This window comes from Streptomyces sp. NPDC001890, from assembly GCF_042891445.1.
In the GTDB taxonomy this organism is placed as follows: Bacteria; Actinomycetota; Actinomycetes; order Streptomycetales; family Streptomycetaceae; genus Streptomyces.
Map to the genome: position 1 here is coordinate 335,551 of NZ_JBIATE010000003.1, position 17,292 is coordinate 352,842.

A 17,292-nucleotide genomic window follows, 5' to 3' on the forward strand; every position below is an offset into this window, starting at 1 on the left:
CGGCGGGGCCGCCCGGACCTCCGTCACTTGCTCTGCGTGCCGGTCTGGATGGGGCAGGCGGTTGCGCCGGTGGTTGCCGGGCGGGTCGGCAGAGGCTGCAGGGGGGTGCAGACGGGGGTGGCGGCTCCGATGAGTTCGACCAGGCCGGTGCCGCCGGTGGGCGGGACGAGCCTGGACCAGTTGTTGGCCAGCCAGACGTTGCCGGACTGGTCGAGCTGGACGGCGGTGAGGTGCTGGATGGATTCGCTGCGGTAGCCGTCGGGCGGTGACAGCACGGAACCGGTGGAGGAGCCGGGCGGGCACGCCCCGGTGTTCACGCCGCACAGGACGGAGACGGAGGGGGCACCGAAGCCGGCGACCCACACACGGTCGGATCCGTCGATGGCTATGGACCAGGGGGCGACGGCCGTGGGGAGTTCGTATACGCCGGTGATGGTTCCGTCCGGCCCGATCTCGGTGATCGAGTTGCTGACGAAACTGGGTACCCAGACGTTGTTCCGGGAGTCGACGGCGAGTCCGAGCGGCCAGTCCAGCGAGGCGTCCTTGATGGGGGAGAAGGAGGTCGGCCTGAAGTCGGGGCCGATCACGGTGACGCTGCCGCCCGCATGCCCCTCGGGTGCGCGGGTCTCCATGAGTTCGGCCCCGTTGAAGCGGGCGTTGGAGACCCAGGCCCGGCCGTATCCGTCGATCTGGATGGCGAACGGGTGGTCCAGGCCGCCGCCGGTGATGGTGATCGCATTCGAGGGGTCGCCCTGGGGGTAGACGATCACGCTTCCCTCGCCGCGGTTGCCTTTCAGGCCGTAGAAGTTCGCGATCCAGACATTGCCCTTCTGGTCGACGGCCGTGCCCTGCGGGTGGTTCAGGCCGCCGTCCTTGAATCCTGTACCGGGCGACAGCGGCTTTCCGGCCGCGGAGTACTTCGCCATGGCATCGCCGCCGTAGCTGGGTGCCCAGACGGATCCCTGGTGGTCGATGGCGATGCCCCAGGCGCCCGCCTTCATGCCGCCGCCGCTGATGGGACTGTTCAGGGCGGGGTTGCCGACCGGGTCCTGCACGGTGACGTAGGGGCTCGGGGCCCGGGTCCCGGGCAGCCAGTTGTTGGTGGCCCAGACCTTGCCCCTGGCATCGATGGCGACACGTCCGGGGGCGTAGACCTCGGGGGCGGCGTAGTGCAGGGCCAGGATCCAGGCCGTCGGTGCCGTGGTGAGTGCGGGGCTGTAGGTGCGTGCCTGCCCGGCAAGGGCATGCAGGCTGCCGGTGGCCAGTTCCGGGTTGCGGGCGAGGTTGAGCACTGCTTGCGCCGTGTCCGCCGGAGCGCTGCCGTGCTGCGGTGTGGCCAGGCGCAGCATGTCGTGGCACAGCCCGGTGTCCGCTCCCGGTGCGCAGAGCGAGACGAGGTTGGCCAGGGTGTTGAGGGTGGCTTGGGTGTCGTTCTTGCTGCCGTTGTTCTGGTCGGTGAGGACCTTGCCGGGCTGTCCCGAGACCGGGTCGGCGAGGTTGTAGGACGTGGCCGCGGCGTTCTCCAGGCCGGGGCTCGGCCCGGTTACGCCCTGCTGGTCGGTGAACTGGGCCAGTGCGTAGGTGGCGGCGACGGTGGTGAACTCGTTGACCGTGACCGCGGATTCGGAGCGCTGCTGCACGCCGCCGCCGGGGCCGAATCCCGCGACGGAGCGCAGATGCAGCGACCGGTCGCCCGTGGGCGTGGCATCGACGTACAGCACGGAGCCCGCGGACCGGCCGGGCTGGATCCGGAAGGCCCCGTCGGCGTCGGTCGTGGCGTGTCCCAGTTCCCGGACGCCCTGCCGGTCTCCGGTGAGGAGGGTGACGTCGGCGTGGGGCAGCGGCTTTCCCGCGCTGGTGACCGTTCCGTGCAACGGGGCCGGTGTGCCGGGGGGAGTGGCCGGGGGCAGCCCCGTCAGGGCCAGCGCCATGGTGGCCGATGCGGCGAGGGCGGTGCCTGGGCGATGCTGGGAGATTCGGGTACGGAACGTGCCGCGCGAGGTCCGGGACGTTGCTCCGCGGAGGCGCGTGGCCGGCCGCATGGTGGGGGGAGTGGCGGGGGAAAACAAGATCGCGGCCCTTTCGTCATGCGTTCCCGGGCGACGGGTCCTGCGCGTTGCCGTTGTCCGGGGTGCGCAGCGTGAACCATCCGATCTTGTGGCCGGCCAGCCAGATCAGGCCCAAGTACAGATGAGGGCCGACCTGGCGGAGCTCGTCGCGTACGCCTGCGCACACCAGGGACGTGTGGGAGTAGTCGATGACGACGCACTCCTGGTCGTCCAGACGGCTCGGCCCGAGCCCGACCATGGCGACGATGGACAGGACGTCCATCGGGGAGAGCCGATTGCTGAGGTAGCCATCCGCGCTGAAGACCTTGCCCCGCCACACGGTCAGACGCACCAGGCCGGCCAGCAGCCGCGCCCCCGCCGGACCTGCCTGCGGGAAGACGGCCAGGCCCTCCATCGGGCCCCTGGGGATGTCACCGGCCGGACTCTTGCGAAACAGCTCGTCGAGCCGCTGATCGTCGGTCTTGAGCAGTTCAGCCTCTGTAACCATCAGGATCTACCTCGACCCGCAGGGGCACACTCGGCGCGCGTCCGCCATCCGCCGCTCTCTCCATCGTGAACCCCTTGGGCGGGGCTCACCACCGCGGGCGACGGCAGGGGCAAGCGGCTTGACCTCAAGTGCGCTTCAGGCAGAAGTCTTCTGCCATGAACACCGCAGACATGAACACCGTAGACATGAACATCGCAGGCAGGGACATCGCAGAGGTGCAGCGACAGTTGCGCGCCCTGACCGACCGGGCCGAGATCACCGACCTCATGGACCGCTGCCTGCGCTCCCTGGACGAGGGTGCCGCCTGAACAGGCGGGCGGTTCAGGCGTCGAAGGTGACGACGGCACGGCCGCGGAGGGTGCCGTCGTGCAGTGCCTTGTACGCCTCCTCGACCTTGGCGAAGGGGAAGAGTTCCACGTTGTTCCGGATGCGTCCGCTTTCGGCGAGCGTCAGCACCTCCTGGACATCGGCGATGCTGCTGCCCTGGAAGCTGAAGACCTCGCCGTCGCGGGGCAGTCCGCCGTACCAGGGGGCTTGGAGGCGGCCCATGGCGGCGCCGATGAGGCCGTACGCGCCTGCGGGGCGGACGGCGGCCGTGCCGGTGGCGATGGTGGCGTCCACACCGACGAAGTCCAGCACCGCGTCGGCTCCGTACCCGTCCGTGAGCGCGCGGATCCGATCGGCGGTCTGCTCGTCGGTGCCGACCAGCGTGTGGTGCGCACCCAGCTCCTGGGCCACCTTCAGACGGGCCTCGTCGGCGTCGACGGCGATCACGTCGGCGCCGGTGAGCAGGCGGAGGTACTGCACCGCGAATGCGCCGAGGCCGCCCGCGCCGATGACGACGGCGGTGCCACCGGGGCGGATGCGCGGCGCCGCGCGGCGCACGGCGTGGTAGGAGGTGGCTCCGGCGTCGGTGAGCGGGCCCGCGGTGCGCGGGTCGAGGCCGTGCAGCGGCAGGAGCGCGCGCAGGTCTTCGACGAGGACGTACTCGGCGAGACCGCCGTCGCGTCCGAAGCCGCGTCCGGCGGGTGCGGCGGGGCAGTTGTTGTCCTGGCCGCGGACGCAGAAGGAACACGTGCCGCAGGAGGCGGGAGAGACCAGTGCCACCGCGTCCCCGGGGGCGAAGCCGGTGACGCCGGGACCGAGTTCGGCGATGTGGCCGGCGGTCTCGTGGCCGAGGGTGAAGGGCATGCTCCAGCCGATGGCGCGGCCGGTCTCGGCGGGCATGGCCAGCATGGTGAAGTCGGAGTGGCACAGCCCGCACCCGGCCACCTTGACCAGGACCTGGCCGGGCCCCGGCGTCGGTACGGGAACCTCGACGACTTCGGCGGGGTGCTCCCATTCAGGAATGCGATACGCCTGCATGGTGCGGCTCACGACGTTCACCGTCCTTGTTCGCTCTTCGTCCGCTGCTTTCCGAATCGATTCGACCGTAGCTTGCGCTTCCGCGGGCAGTACCCATTGCCGAGGGTGAGAAATACGGTGTGGCAGGGCCCCGCCACCGGAGGTATAGCGCCCCTTTCCGCCGCTCCGGCCCCGGGGCGACCGCCGTCTTCCCGGATGCGGATGGGTTGGCACCCGTTGCGCTGCCCGCCACACTGACCCGATGGGGAGACAGCGCCAACCAATTCCTATGACCACTACGGATTCGCCGATGACGGGGCGTGAGATAGCGCTGAGTTGGATCGTCTGGGGGGCTGAGGCCCGGAACCTCACCGAGGCCTATTCCAACCTTGAGGCAATAGCCGCGAGCCAGGGGGCCGACGCGGTCATCGCGGTGCGGTTCGTCGCGGCCTCCGACACGCACACGAGGGTGCGTTTTCTGTCCGACGAGTCGGTCGAGACCCAAACGGTCTATCAGGGGTACGGAACCGCTATCCAGTACTCGTGACGCATCTCGCGGCTGGATGCGGTACGGCGCGGCGCGGGGCGAGGCGGGACGTCAGGGCATCGTGAACTTGGCGACGTACTCGTCGAAGGGCTCGATGCCGACTTCCACGCGGAGTTCGTCCATGCGCTCGGGCTCTTCGCAGGGCCACGGAACGGGTGCCCCGTCCTTCACGCCGGCGATCTGAGTGCCGTAGACCTGCTTGCGGCCCTCGTTGACCAGCGTGCGGTCACGCAGAAAGGCCAGTTCGCGCGGACCTGCCGAACCCGCCGCCACCGCCCGCTCCATCAACCGGAGGGCGCGCCGTTGGACGTCGAGCTGCCGGTCGGCGTGCTGGGCGATCAGCCACGCCGCGCTTGCGGCCTCCTCACCGACCAGTTCCGCCGTCGGCCAGCCGTACTCGTCCATGATCTCGCCGAGCCGGTCGCCGTGCCGTGCGGTCAGCCGACGCCACGCCAACTGCTCGGCCGGGTCGTCGCTGTTCGCGTTGATCGAGCACCGCTGATCGGCCGCAGCCATGTCCGCGAGTTCCACCGCCAGTGCGGCAACATCGTGCGCCACTCTCGACTCCCTTGATACGCGGGTCCGTTGTGCTTCGTAGACCGCAACCCTAAGGGTGCATATCGGGTGTAAAGATCATTCCGGAGAACGGTGACAGGCGCCTCCCCGCACCCTGATAATGGATATGTGCCCGGAAAGGTCGTGTGGGCGGAGTTCGGTTCGGTTACGCTCGGGTCATGACCTCCGTACCGTGCCGAAACTGGTGGCGCTCCTTCTAGGAGCGGCCGCCTCCCTTCTGCACGGAATCAGGGCCGTTCGATATGGACGGCCCTTTTCTCTGCCCTCGTACGGGTACGGATGCCGGTGATCACGGCGGGTCGTCCTCCACGCAACCAGCACTCGCGAGGAGAGAAGACCGATGGGTACAGCAACAGCCACAGCCACGATCGCCGCAAGCACCGCCGAGCTGGAGGCGCGGATCCGGCAGGCGCCGCAGACATTCCGGGTGATGACCGGGGACCGGCCCACCGGGCCCCTGCACCTGGGGCACTACTTCGGCACCCTCCACAACCGGGTCCGGCTCCAGGAGCTCGGGGTGGACGTGTTCGTGATCATCGCCGACTACCAGGTGCTCACCGACCGGGACGTCGCCGACCGGCTCGGCGAGTACATGGAGGGGATGCTGCTGGACTACCTGGCCGTCGGGATCGATCCGGCACGCTCGACGGTCTTCAACCACAGCGCCGTGCCCGCGCTCAACCAGCTGATGCTGCCGTTCCTGAGCCTGGTCTCGGTCGCGGAGCTGAACCGCAACCCCACCGTCAAGGACGAGATCGCCCACTCCCGGCAGTCGGCCGTCAGCGGGCTGATGTTCACGTACCCCGTGCACCAGGCCGCCGACATCCTGTTCTGCAAGGGGAACCTGGTGCCGGTCGGGCAGGACCAGCTGCCGCACCTCGAAGTCACGCGGATCGTCGCCCGGCGCTTCAACGAGCGGTACGGGGCGGTCTTCCCGGAACCGGAAGCGCTGCTCTCCGACGCGCCGCTCCTCCTCGGCACCGACGGCACCAAGATGAGCAAGAGCCGGGGGAACTCCATCGCGCTGGGCGCCGATGCCGATGAGACCGCCCGGCTGATCAAGGGGGCGAAGACGGATGCCGAGCGGCACATCACGTACGACCCGGAGAACCGGCCCGGGGTGTCCTCGCTGGTGCTGCTGGCGGCGCTCTGCCTGGACCGGGAACCGCACGCCGTGGCGGAGGAGATCGGCGGGGGCGGTGCGGCCGCGCTCAAGCGGACCGTGACCGAGGCGGTCAACAGCCGGCTGGCGCCGATCCGGGCCCGGCGGGCGGAGTACGCGCGGGACCTGGGGTACGTACGGTCGGTGCTCCGGGCCGGGAACGAGCGCGCCAACGAGATCGCGTCGGCGACGCTGGACGAGGTGCGTGGGGTGATGGGGTGATGGGGTGATGGGGTGACGGGGACGTGATCAGGACCGGTCCTTGATCTCGGAGTCCGGGCGAGCGGGCCGGGCCTGGCGGCCCGGCCCGTCACCCCTGCGGAATCACACGGGCCCGGAGCTGTGGGGAAGCGTCAGCGCCGAGTCCGTGTGGAGGGTGATGCGCACCGGCGCGAAGGCGGTGGCGTCCATGGGCGGCTCCCCGGTGCCGGGATTCCGGGCATAGCGCGGATGGGCGCCCCCGCTGATCTGCCAGCGTATGCGGTGACCGGCGGCGAAGCGATGGGCGGTGGTGCTCATCGCCACTGTGACCTGCGAGGGAGCGTCTTCGGTCGTCCGGAGCCGGCCCAGTCCGTCACAGATGTTGATGGAGCGGCCCTGTGGGTCCACGTCGCACAGACGGGTGAAGACATCGGCGTGTCCGGTGTCCGTGGAGACGCTCAGCCGGGCGGAGACCGGGCCCAGGACGTCCAGCGGCTCGGTCAGTGGGGGGCCGGTGAATGTCAGGACGTCGTCCCGGGCTTCCAGGGCGCTGTTGTCGCGTGGGCCGGCGGTGCGGGAGAGCAGCGGGCCGCCGAGGGACGGTGTGGGGTCGTCCGGGTCGTAGCGGAATGACGCCAGGGGCGCGGAGTCCGTGGGGGCCTGCCGGGTGAGATGCCCGCCCGGGGCGGGGCACCACGAGGCTGCGGCTGCGGCCGGTGGCCATTGGTCGAGATCCCGCCAGGCGGTCTCGCCGCCGATGTGCACGCGCACCGAGGTCGGGCGCAGGCCGGCGGGGTCGGCGCACAGGTGGGCGCGCAGCCAGGCGAGGCTCTCGGCGAACACCTCGGGCCAGCCCTGTTGCAGTGCGGAGGTGTGGGTCCAGGGGCCGACGAGCAGGGCGGTCTCGCATCCGCCCCGACGCAGCCGGTCGTACTGCTCGAAGGTCTGGTCGGCCAGTACGTCGTGCCATCCGGTGATCAGGGCCGTGGGCACGCCGAGCCGCTCTGCCGACTCCGCCGCCGACGCGCCGTGCCAGAACGTGTCCTTGGGGTCGGAGTGCGTCATCACGGCATCCAGCCAGGGCACCTCGCCCCCGAGGGCGGACACGTACGCCCCGCGCAGGGGCCGTGCGGTGGTGACGTCGCGCAGGCGGCGCTGAAGGCGCAGCGTCGCCTTGAGGAACGGCCCCATGCCCTGGTGCTGGTAGGTCATGCCCGTACCGACGGCGAGGGCGTTCTCCAGGTGTGGCACACCGTCCGTGTGGAACAGGGCGTAGGGATCGTGCAGGCCCACCTGCACCACCATTGCCTTCAGCTCCGGCGGCGGATCCAGGGCGAGGGCCCACTGTGTGTAGCCCAGATAGCTTGGCCCGACGGTGCCCAGTGTTCCGTTGAACCAGGGCTGCTCGCGCAGCCACGACACCGTGGCCTGCCCGTCGGCGGCCTCGTTGTGCCACAGGTCGAACGCGCCTCCCGATCCACCGGTGCCGCGGCAGCTCTGCAGGACCACGTGAAAGCCCTGTTCGGCGAAGAGCAGGCCGTACTGGGGAGACCACGGCAGACCACGGCCATAAGGAGAGCGGACCAGGAGAGTGGGGAAGTCGCCCTCCGCACGCGGGAAGTAGTGGTCCGTGATCAGCGGGCTTCCGTCGGCGGCCGGCACCGTCAGCCCCGGTTCCCATCCGACCTCGTGCTGTTTCGTCGGCAGTCCTCGCCAGGTCGCCCTCATCATCCGTGAGGACAGCGAGGGCTTTCCGGCGGGTGGCACCCAGGCGGGTCCGGCCGCGGCGTCGGGCATGCGTGGTGGCATCGCTCCTCCTCTATTCCGTACAGTGTACGAGAATAGGGGATGCTTGGATGATCCCCGCAGGAGCCGCCTCGACAGCGGGGCCGCCTCGACAGCGCCGGGAAGGAGCGGGAGGCCGTGCCTCATGACGAAAGGCCAGCAGCCGCGGGCGTCGATCCCGAACAGCTCTGGTTGCGTCCCACCGAGCCCCGCCGGGGCCGCAAGCCCTCCTTCAGTCGGGAGGGGATCGTCGCGGCGGCCGTCACCATGGCGGACGCCGAAGGCATCGAAGCGGTCACCATGCGGCGGGTGGCGGCCCAGGTCGGAGCCGGTGTCATGTCGCTCTACAGCTACGCCCCCGACAAGGAGACCCTGCTGGAGCTGATGGTCGACCACGTCACCGGCGAACTCACGGCCACGGACCCGCCCAGCGGTGACTGGCGCACCGATCTGAAGACGATCGCCCATCTGCAGCGCGCCCACATGCTGCGGCACCCCTGGCTGCCCGCCGCACTGTCCACCCGTCGCGTTCCGGGACCCAACACGCTGGCCTTCTTGGAGCATGCGCTCGCCGCCCTGCGGCCCACCGGGCTGGACGGCGCGGCCAAACTGGAGGTCTTCGCCCAGCTGACCGCATTCGTGGCCGGGCACGTCGCTCACGAGATCACGCAGGCCGCAGCCGCACAGTCTCCGGACCGGGTCGCGGCCGAGGCCCGCTACCTCGCCGCTGTCGCCGCCGACGGCCGCCACCCGGAACTCGCCGAAGTCCTCACCGCCCCCGGACGCCCGCTCACCGCCGAAGCCACCTTCGCCCGGTTCCTGGGCCGCCTGATCGACGGTCTCGACGCCGGCTGATGCCACGCACCCGCCGGCGCGGTCGTCCGCATTCCTGCGGGGCGCGGCGGACGCGGAGGGCGCGGAGGGATTCGCCCCCTCGCCCCTCGTTCCGTCAGGGGGTTTCGGGCCAGGCGCCTCGGGCCACCAGGTCCAGGATCAGCGCCGCGATGTTCCAGGCGTCGTCCGCGCCGCTGTGGTGGCGGCCCTCCAGGGGGAGGCCCGCCACCTTCAGGGCCTGGGCCATGCCGGGGCGTTTGCGCAGGCCGTGGGCGGCGGTGAAGGGGAGCTTGGCGTTGGTGTGGCGGTGGCCGAAGGGGTACCGGGTGCCGGTGACCCGGCACTGGCGGGTGAACTGGTTGCGGTCGTAGTCGCCCCAGCTGGCCCAGGGGCGGGTGCCCGACGCGTGCTCGGACGCCAGCAGGCGGCAGGCCTCGGCGAAGGACACGCCCGTGTCCACCTCGGCCTGGGTGAGGCCGGTCAGCTCGGTGCAGAAGGCGCTGACCGTGGACCGGGCGGGCCGGACCAGGATCCGGTGGCGGGCGAGCCTTCCCCGAGCCCTCAACTCCGTTCGAGCAGGGGAGACCCCGCCGGCCGCGCGCAGGTCGACGACCGTCAGGCCGATCTCGATGATCTCGCTCACCGCACCCGGGGGCGGCTGCCCGTCCCAGCAGGTCGCCTCGATGTCGATCACGTTGAGGAGGTCGGGGGCGTCGGTGTCCATGGGGGCAGGGTAGGGGCGGAGAGGGCGCGGGGCATGCGGATTTCGGTCGTCGGCCGGGCCGGTGCCCGCACGGTCGGGTGAAGGGCGGGCGGGCCGTGGTGTGGCGCGGCACCGGGGGCGGGGCGACGGCCTAACGTGCCTGGCTCCGACGAGACTTGGAGATCCCTCATGCGTCACGTTCTTCTTGCCGGTGCCTGCCTCGCGGCCGGCGGCGTTCTGGGCCTTGCCCCCTCCGTGCAGGCGGTGGGCAACGATGCGGGAGAGGAGCCGCAGGGTCATACCGTCGTCATGTCGAACGAGGAGTTCGAGCAGCTGTACGGCCAGGAGGGGGCGGAGACGGCGGAACTCGTGGGTGGGGTTGGATTTGTCCTGCCCGCGGACGGTTGGAGTGCCGTCGCCTTCCCGTGAGCCCGTGCGGGGGCCTCACGGCCCCGGCGCCACCCGGCGGCGTCCCCGGAGCAGTTCGGCCAGGCCCCGGCGGGTCGCGGCGATGACCACGCGGTCCTCGGGGCGCAGTACGTACCCGGGGTGCAGGTCCCAGACCAGGCCGGACGGGCTGTCCGGGGAGGACGGGGAGGACGGGGCCAGGTCCGGGCGGCGGTCGCCGGGCGGGGTGGCGTCCAGGGCGAGGACCCGCCAGGCGCCCGCCCGGAACGCCTGCTCCACCGTGTGGCCCTCCAGCTGCCAGTGGCCCGCCACCTCGACCGCCGCGAACAGCATCACCTTGCGCTCGACCGGGATCGCGCCCAGGATCTGGCGGCCCATCATGGCGACCGCGAAGGCGGGGGCGGCCAGGTGGGAGACGGAGCGGGAGCGGGTGACCGCCTGGGGGTGGGCGGTGCGCAGGGTGCGGTAGACGGCGGTGGCGAACTCGTCGTCGTACAGCCGCAGCGCCACCCGCAGGTCGGGCTTGACCGAGCGGGCGTAGAGGGCCGCCTCCAGGTTGGTGGTGTCGGCGCTGGTCAGGGCGAGGAGGGCGCGGGAGCGCTGGATCTTCGCCGCCTCCAGGACGCCCTCCTGGGTGACGTCGCCGAGGACCACCGGCACGTGCAGCCGGCGGGCGACCGCGATGCCGCGCGCGTCCGGGTCGTCCTCCACGCACACCACCGGTATGCCGAGTTCCCGCAGCCGGACCAGGACCCGGGTACCGATCTTGCCGAGGCCGAGCAGCACCACATGGCCGGACAGGCCGCGCGGCGGGCGGCGCAGGGAGGAGGCCGTGCGGAGCGAGCCGAAGGCCTCCAGGACACCCGCGACCAGGAGCGGGAGCAGCATCAGACCGGCCACTCCGGAGAGGAGCTGGATGACTTGGCGGGCCGTCTTGTCGCCGATCGCCGGGTCGCCCATCGCGAACAGGTCGAGCAGGGTCAGGTAGGTGGCGTGCAGGGGGTCGTCGCCGGTGGTGACCGTGGAGGCGATGGCGAGGCCCAGCACGGCCAGGCCGACGCCCAGCGCCGACCAGCGCAGCCGCCGCGAGAAGACCTGGCCGAGCGGTGCGCCCCGGCCGCCCATCCGGGGCGGCGGCCCGGTCGGGCCGGCCTGGCTGACCGCCTCCAGGACCACCGTGCCCCGGCCCGTCGCGGCGGCCACCTGCCGTTCGTCGGGCAGCAGCCGGGGGCCCTCGTCGCCGCTGCTGTCGGAGCCCTCGGTGCCCGCCGGGTCATGGGTGGTGGAGGAGAGCAGGGCGAGGGTGCACAGGCCGGGGTCGGCGATCTGGCCGCCCCCGGGCGGGGTGCGCTCGGCGGCGCGCAGCAGCAGGCCCTCCGCCTGGATGACCTTGCTGGAGCCGGTGAGGACGGTGGCCGCGAGGGCGGGGGCGGCGGTGTCGGCGTCGGAGAGGACGGTGGTGGAGGCGTCCAGGGCGGCCCGGTCCAGGCCGGGGGTGGCGAGGGCGGCGGCCTGGTCGAGCAGCGTCTCCAGGTGCTGGCCCAGCTTGCGGTTGTAGAGCCGGATGACCAGCCGGAGGCGGGGGTTGAGGCGGCGGGCGGTCAGCGCGGCGCGGATGTTGCGCTCGTCGTCGTCGTACACCAGGGCCAGGGCGGCGGCCGAGGCGACGCCCGCCTCCTCGAACGCCTCGTCGGAGGGCTCCGCCGCCTCCTGGATGCGGACCGGGTCGACCCCGGCGTTGGTGTCGTCCCCGAGCGCGTCGGCCCCGCCGCCGTTGCCGCCGTTACGGTTCATCGCCGATGACATGCGGCCGAACAGTGCGGACGCCAACCCGCGCCCGGTCAGCGGGAGTTCGGGGCGACGTGCGTCACGGCCGGGCGGCAGTACGAGGGTTACCCGCTCCCCGTACACGTAGCGCAGTTCGACGGCGAGGCGCCGGGCCAGTGCGTCGTCGCCGCAGACGACCATGTGTCCGCTGAACGGGGAACGTTGGGGCTGCTGGGGAAGTGGGGGCACGTGACCCAGCATGCCTTGTTCCTCTCTTCCGGGAGCGCGGTCAGTGATCTTCCGTTGGTCCGGTCGGCGGGGGTGCCGCGTGGCGGGCCTGCGGGTTGGTGAGCGGGTGGCGCGGGTCCGCGACCCGGACGATCGCCGATTCGACCGCCGCGACCCGGTCCGCGAGCAGCCCCAGCGCGGCGACGGCCCGGGTCATCGGGTCGCCGTCCGGGCCGCCGAGGGCCTGGGTGCGGACGTAGGAGGCGGTGATCGCGGACCAGCGCGCGGACTGTTCGGGGGTGAGCCGGCCGCGCAGCGCGGCGAGCTTGAGCAGGTTCGACTCCGCGCCGGTGGTCAGCGTCTGGGCCTCGCCCGTGTAGTGGTCGTCGATGACGTCGGACAGTTCCGCGTCGTTCATCACCGGCACGATCCGCTCGGCGATCTTGTTCATGTTGCGGTACGAGCCCTGGAGCCGGAACGGCGGCTCGGTGCGCGTCGCGTCGGTCTGCGCGGCCGACGCGATGTACGCGGCGTTCACGGCCAGCACGGTGTCGCGGGCGGTCAGCAGATGGCGCAGGACCGCGACGATCCGGTCCACCTCGGCGGGGGCGTACGGGTGCTCCAGCCGGTCCGCGCGCGCCGCGCCGTCGCCGGAGGCGAGCCGTACGAACAGGGCGAGATCCTCGCGGGAGCGCCCGGCGAGCGGGGCCAGCACCGGGTTGGCGGTCAGCGCGTTCTCGACGAAGCTCAGGGCGAAGACGTCCTCGCGGCCGCTCAGCACCTCGCCGAGGTTCCACACGTCGGCCCGGTTGGCGAGCATGTCGGGGATCCGGAACCGCTCGCCCGACTCGGTGTACGGGTTGCCCGCCATGCACACCGCGAACCGCTTGCCCCGCAGATCGTGGCTGCGCGGCTCGCCGTCCCGCACGCCCTCGACGCGGCGGGTGGCGTCGCAGAGCGGGATGAACTTCTGGAGCAGTTCGGGCGAGGTGTGCTGGATGTCGTCGAGGTAGAGGAGCGTGTTGTTGCCGGACTCCAGCGCGAAGTTGATCTTTTCGATCTCCTGGCGGGCGGTCGCGGTGCGGGCCTGGGCCGGGTCGAGCGAGATCACGTCGTGGCCGAGGTTCGGGCCGCTGATCTTGACGAGGACCAGGCCGAGCCGGTCGGCGACGTACTCCATCAGCGTCGTCTTGCCGTAGCCGGGCGGCGACACGAGCAGCAGCAGGCCCTGCGAGTCGGTGCGCCGGTCGGCGTCGGCGGTGCCGAGCTGCTTGGCGAGGCTGTCCCCGATCAGCGGCAGGTACACCTCGTCGAGCAGCCGGTTGCGGACGAACGCCGACATGACGCGCGGCCGGTGGTCGTCCAGCCGCAGCCGGGCCCGTTCGGCGTTCACCAGTGCCGTTCGCCGGCGCTGGTAGGCGCGGAAGCCGGGGACGGTCGCGGTACGGAACCGGGCCGTGCGGGCCAGGAGTTCGTCGATCCGGACGGTCAGCGTGCCCCTCTCGACGCGCGGGTGGGTGCCGAGCAGGCCGTCCACCCGTGCGGCCGGCGGGGCCTCGCAGTCGTACCGGTCGAGCACCGGCTCCGGGCAGAGCTCCACGGCGACGGCCTCCGCGAGATCGCCGGCGTCGATCACGGTGCCGCTCGCGGCGGCGTAGGAGGTGAGCCAGCCCTCGACGAGCTGGCGGCGGGCCGGCAGGTCGTCGGACAGGGCGGCGAGATCCTCGTCGTACGCCGAAGTCCCGGTCGTACGGCGGAACTTGTCCAGGAACGTGCGGACGGCGGCGCTGGTCACGAAGCCGGCCGGGCCGCTGGTCAGCTCCTCGAAGAGGTACGCGGCGACGGCGGACGGGGTCGCGGTCGCGTCCGCCGCGGCCTCGCCGCCGATGACGGCCGTGTCCGCCGAAGCCTCGCCGCCGATGACGGCCGCCCACTCCTCCTGAAGGGCGTCGACGGCCGGGGAGAGGCCGAAGGTCTCGCGGGCGCGGGCCAGTGAGCGGGCCCGTCGGGTCCACGAGGTGCGCCGTGCCTCGTCCGTGCCGTACGCCCAGAAGAGTTGAGCGGTTGCCCGGACGGTGGGCGGGCAGCGCAGCAGGCCGGCCCCGGCGTGCAGCCGCAGCAGGGCGGTGAGGATCGCGGTGGCGTCCTCGTCGTGGACGCCGCGCTGGTGGCCCTCGTCGTATGCGGCGGCGGCCGACTCCCGGACCAGTGTGGCGAGTTCGGCGGGATCCAGGGCGGTCAGGGCGTCCGCGCCGCGCTCGTCGAGAAGCCGGGCGGCCAGGTGCTCGGCCCGGTAGACCTGCGGGGACTCGGAGGGGAGGGTCTGCTCCCAGTACGGGCGGGTCGCCTCGAACTCCGGGTCGGTGACCGGTGCCCGGTAGTCCGTGCCGGTGAGCGCGAAGGCGAGGCGGTCGCCGTGCGGGACGAGCGTCAGGTCGAAGGGCTGGGTGTTCACCGCGAAGCGGTGCCGGCCCAGCCGGATCACCGCGCCGCCGTCCGCGTACAGCTCACTGCGGTCGCGCAGCGCCCGTCCGGCCTCCTGGCGGGCGGCCAGCAACTGCCCGTCGAGCTCCTCGGCGCGTACCGGATCGCCGAGTTCGCGCAGCTCATCGGCGGTGCGGCGGATTTTCGCGGCCATCGGGTCGGAGGCCAGGAAGGTGTTCACGGCGTCCAGGTCCGGCAGTGCGGTCAGCCGCCGGGACACCGTCTCCAGGACCCGGGCCGCCGACTGGGCCAGCCGCTCGGCGCGCCGGGCGCGGGCGTCCTGGAGGGTCTGCTTGCGGGCCGAGAACGCCTCGTACACCTCCGTCCGGCGCTCGGCCAGCTCGGCGAGGAAGTCGTCGAACTCCGCGAACCGCGACTCCAGGTTTTCCAGCTGGAGCAACAACTTGGCAAGTTGATCGTCGCAGGCGTCCGGGGTGTCCGCGGCGGCGATCGCCCCCGTGACGGCCTGGCCGAGCAGGGCGAACTCGGCGGCGAACTCGGCGCGTCCCTCGTGGTCGAGGAGTTCGCGGCGGCGGGCTTCGAGCGTGGCGCGGGCCCGGTTGACCCCGCCGAGGACCTCGGCGATCCGCTCCAGGATCGAGGTGCGGACCGTCGTGTCCCCGATGTCGAGACCGGCGACGACGTCCGTGACGGTGCTCAGCCCGTCCGTCATCCCGGTCAGCCGCTCGCCGAGCGCCGCCGCGTCCGCGACGGTGGCGAGTTCGGACGAGGCGGTGGTGAGGGCGGCGATGGACTCGTGGTAGCCGGTGAAGGCGTCGTCCCGGCCGAGGAAGGCGACGGCGCGCTGGGCGGCCGATTCGAGGTCGGCGGTGGTCGCGGCGGAGAGTTCGGCGATCCGCTCGGTGTCCGCGTACCGCATCTCGGCCAGCGTCGCCAAGTGGCCGTGGGCGCGGCGCAGTTCGGTGAGCTGGTCCACCCAGGCGGCGGCCGAGCGGGGGGCCTCGCCACGGATGCGGCGGACGAGCGCGGTGAGCCGGTCGGCCGTCCCGTCGAGCGCTTCGGCGGCCTGCCGGGTCAGCTCCCGCACGGTCTCGAACTCGGTCAGGACCTGCTCGGCGGTGGCCTTCAGTTCCGCCAGCGGGGCGGCGAGTTCGCCGAGTTCGGTGTCGGTGAGCCAGTGGTAGCGGTCGGTGGCCCGGGTGCAGTCCGCGACCAGCTGCGCGTACACGGCGGCGGTCGGGGTGGTCTCGGCGGCGCTGTGCGCGAGCGCCAGGCAGTCGGAGATCCCGCGTACCAGATCGGCGTTGCCGACCCGGGCCAGCGGGCCGGTGCCGACCGGGCGGGAGGCCGCGTGGGTGTCGGAGACGTACGGGGTCCGCCAACGCTGCAGGGGGTGGACCCGGGCCGGTTCGTCGCCGGTGGCGGTGGTGCGCAGCAGGACGAGGGTGCCGTCGTCGAGCAGGGCGTGGCCCCGGCCCTGGAGCGGGGTGGCGACCTCCTGCCGGATCAGGTTGTAGGGCAGGAGCAGTGCGCGGCCGTCGTCGGGGGAGCGGAAGACGTAGAGGACGTCCTCGCCGTTCGGGGAGCGGACCGCGCCCTCGAAGACCGGGCCGGTCAGCGGCTCGGCGATGTCGAAGGTCTTGGCGGTGCCGGTGGTGAGGTAGTAGCCGCCGGGGAAGATGATCCCCTGGTCCTCCGGGAGCCGGTGGCAGGCCGGTCCGATGCCGTCGAGCCGCAGCACGCTGCCGAGCAGCGAGTTGAAGACCAGGTACCGCCAGGACTCCTCGTTGTAAGGGCGGACGCGGAGCAGGACCAGTGGCCCGATCGCGGCGTGCTCGACCTCCGCGTCGGCGAGCGACTGGAGGGGTTCGGCGACCGGCTCCCGGTAGATCCCGTCCGGGGTGTCGGTGTCGTTGACCGTCTTGACGGTGAGGGTGCCGCCGAGCGTGTCGACGTAGAGCGCGGCGTTGTCCGGCCCGTCCCCGCCCACCGCGATGTGCGGGTGCCGGCCCAGCACGTGCGACTCGCGCCCGGCGGCGGTCCAGGTGAAGTCGTGCGAGGGCGGGAAGACGTGGTCGCGGTCGCCGCGCGCGTCGAGGAACGCGCCCGGCAACCCGTCCGGGGCGAGCGCCCAGCGCAGCACCCGGATGCCGTCCGCGCTCTCGCCGGTACGGAAGACGGCGAGCAGCTTCCCGTCCACCAGGCGCAGCCGCAGCAGCCGGGCGTCGCGGTAGTAGCGGTGCAGCGCGGTGAACTCGCGTACGAACTCCTCGTCGGCCAGCAGGCCGCCCGCGACGGGGTCCCCCAACTCCGGCCCGTACAGGGCGAGTACGTCGGACAGCTCGGCCGGGTCCGCCGCCCCCGGGCCCCGCTCGAAGCCGAACAGCAGCTGCCCGCCGACGGCCACCAGGTCGCGGGGGACCGCCGCGTGGCCGGTGCGGATCTGCTCGGTGCCGGTGAGCCGGAGCTCGGTCGAACCGAACTCCTCGGTGCGGCGCGCGTTCAGCTCCTCGGCGCGGCGCGCGAGTTCGGCGGCCCGGTCGCCGAGCCGACGGCGCAGCACGTCGTACGTCCCCGCGTCGTAAGTCCCTTCGTCGTACGTCCCCGCGTCCACGGGGCCGCCGGTGGGCGCTGCGGTCGTGGTGTCGGTGTCCATGCGTACGACTCTCTCTGCGAGGTGTTACGGGGCGGTGGTGCGGATGGTGCGGACCGTCCGGCGGGTGGTGGGGCTGTCGC

General features: G+C 72.2%; 13 protein-coding genes. 5 read left to right on the plus strand and 8 right to left on the minus strand.

The features are described 5' to 3' along the window. Positions 1 to 23: 23 nt before the first annotated feature. Both ACFYY1_RS12835 and ACFYY1_RS12840 read right to left on the minus strand, forming a co-directional pair. Positions 24 to 1,931: a hypothetical protein gene (locus ACFYY1_RS12835; RefSeq protein WP_388583981.1), complete on the minus strand. Its 1,908-nt coding sequence runs from the start codon at positions 1,929 to 1,931 to the stop codon at positions 24 to 26. Positions 1,932 to 2,085: 154 nt separating this feature from the next. Beyond that, positions 2,086 to 2,556, minus strand: coding sequence for a hypothetical protein (locus tag ACFYY1_RS12840; protein WP_388583982.1), 471 nt, complete (start codon positions 2,554 to 2,556; stop codon positions 2,086 to 2,088). Positions 2,557 to 2,711: 155 nt separating this feature from the next. Between ACFYY1_RS12840 and ACFYY1_RS12845 the strand changes: the two genes are divergently transcribed. Then, complete coding sequence (locus ACFYY1_RS12845; protein ID WP_388583984.1) at positions 2,712 to 2,864, plus strand: hypothetical protein; 153 nt, start codon at positions 2,712 to 2,714, stop codon at positions 2,862 to 2,864. A gap of 13 nt (positions 2,865 to 2,877) precedes the next feature. On the opposite strand, the gene ACFYY1_RS12850 is transcribed toward ACFYY1_RS12845, so the two are convergent. After that, the gene (locus ACFYY1_RS12850) at positions 2,878 to 3,933 is read right to left on the minus strand and encodes an NAD(P)-dependent alcohol dehydrogenase (protein ID WP_388583987.1); all 1,056 of its coding nucleotides are present in this window, start codon (positions 3,931 to 3,933) and stop codon (positions 2,878 to 2,880) included. A 277-nt stretch (positions 3,934 to 4,210) separates the two neighbouring features. Here ACFYY1_RS12850 and ACFYY1_RS12855 point away from each other — a divergent pair, with 277 nt between their 5' ends. After that, complete coding sequence (locus ACFYY1_RS12855; protein WP_388583988.1) at positions 4,211 to 4,447, plus strand: hypothetical protein; 237 nt, start codon at positions 4,211 to 4,213, stop codon at positions 4,445 to 4,447. 51 nt (positions 4,448 to 4,498) lie between these two features. Here ACFYY1_RS12855 and ACFYY1_RS12860 read toward each other — a convergent pair whose 3' ends face one another. Further along, positions 4,499 to 5,005 (minus strand): DUF6624 domain-containing protein, encoded by a 507-nt coding sequence (locus ACFYY1_RS12860; protein WP_388583991.1) that lies wholly within the window; start codon positions 5,003 to 5,005, stop codon positions 4,499 to 4,501. Between the two features lie 358 nt (positions 5,006 to 5,363). Between ACFYY1_RS12860 and trpS the strand changes: the two genes are divergently transcribed. Further along, complete coding sequence (gene trpS / locus ACFYY1_RS12865; protein WP_388583993.1) at positions 5,364 to 6,407, plus strand: tryptophan--tRNA ligase; 1,044 nt, start codon at positions 5,364 to 5,366, stop codon at positions 6,405 to 6,407. Between the two features lie 102 nt (positions 6,408 to 6,509). On the opposite strand, the gene ACFYY1_RS12870 is transcribed toward trpS, so the two are convergent. Next, positions 6,510 to 8,117 carry a CocE/NonD family hydrolase gene (locus tag ACFYY1_RS12870; protein WP_388584698.1) on the minus strand — a complete coding sequence of 536 codons (1,608 nt, stop codon included), beginning with the start codon at positions 8,115 to 8,117 and terminating at the stop codon, positions 6,510 to 6,512. Between the two features lie 192 nt (positions 8,118 to 8,309). On the opposite strand from ACFYY1_RS12870, the gene ACFYY1_RS12875 reads away from it, so the two are divergent. Then, the gene (locus tag ACFYY1_RS12875; RefSeq protein ID WP_388583995.1) at positions 8,310 to 9,026 is read left to right on the plus strand and encodes a TetR/AcrR family transcriptional regulator; all 717 of its coding nucleotides are present in this window, start codon (positions 8,310 to 8,312) and stop codon (positions 9,024 to 9,026) included. Positions 9,027 to 9,120: 94 nt separating this feature from the next. Here the strand turns inward: ACFYY1_RS12875 and ACFYY1_RS12880 are convergent, their stop codons facing one another. Continuing rightward, positions 9,121 to 9,729, minus strand: coding sequence for an exonuclease domain-containing protein (locus ACFYY1_RS12880; RefSeq protein ID WP_388583997.1), 609 nt, complete (start codon positions 9,727 to 9,729; stop codon positions 9,121 to 9,123). Between the two features lie 168 nt (positions 9,730 to 9,897). On the opposite strand from ACFYY1_RS12880, the gene ACFYY1_RS12885 reads away from it, so the two are divergent. Continuing rightward, a complete protein-coding gene (locus ACFYY1_RS12885; protein WP_388583999.1) occupies positions 9,898 to 10,137 on the plus strand; it encodes a hypothetical protein in 240 nt (79 codons plus the stop codon). A gap of 15 nt (positions 10,138 to 10,152) precedes the next feature. On the opposite strand, the gene ACFYY1_RS12890 is transcribed toward ACFYY1_RS12885, so the two are convergent. Then, complete coding sequence (locus ACFYY1_RS12890; RefSeq protein ID WP_388584002.1) at positions 10,153 to 12,144, minus strand: potassium channel family protein; 1,992 nt, start codon at positions 12,142 to 12,144, stop codon at positions 10,153 to 10,155. Positions 12,145 to 12,172: 28 nt separating this feature from the next. Then, complete coding sequence (locus ACFYY1_RS12895; RefSeq protein ID WP_388584003.1) at positions 12,173 to 17,212, minus strand: DNA repair ATPase; 5,040 nt, start codon at positions 17,210 to 17,212, stop codon at positions 12,173 to 12,175. Positions 17,213 to 17,292: the final 80 nt, after the last annotated feature.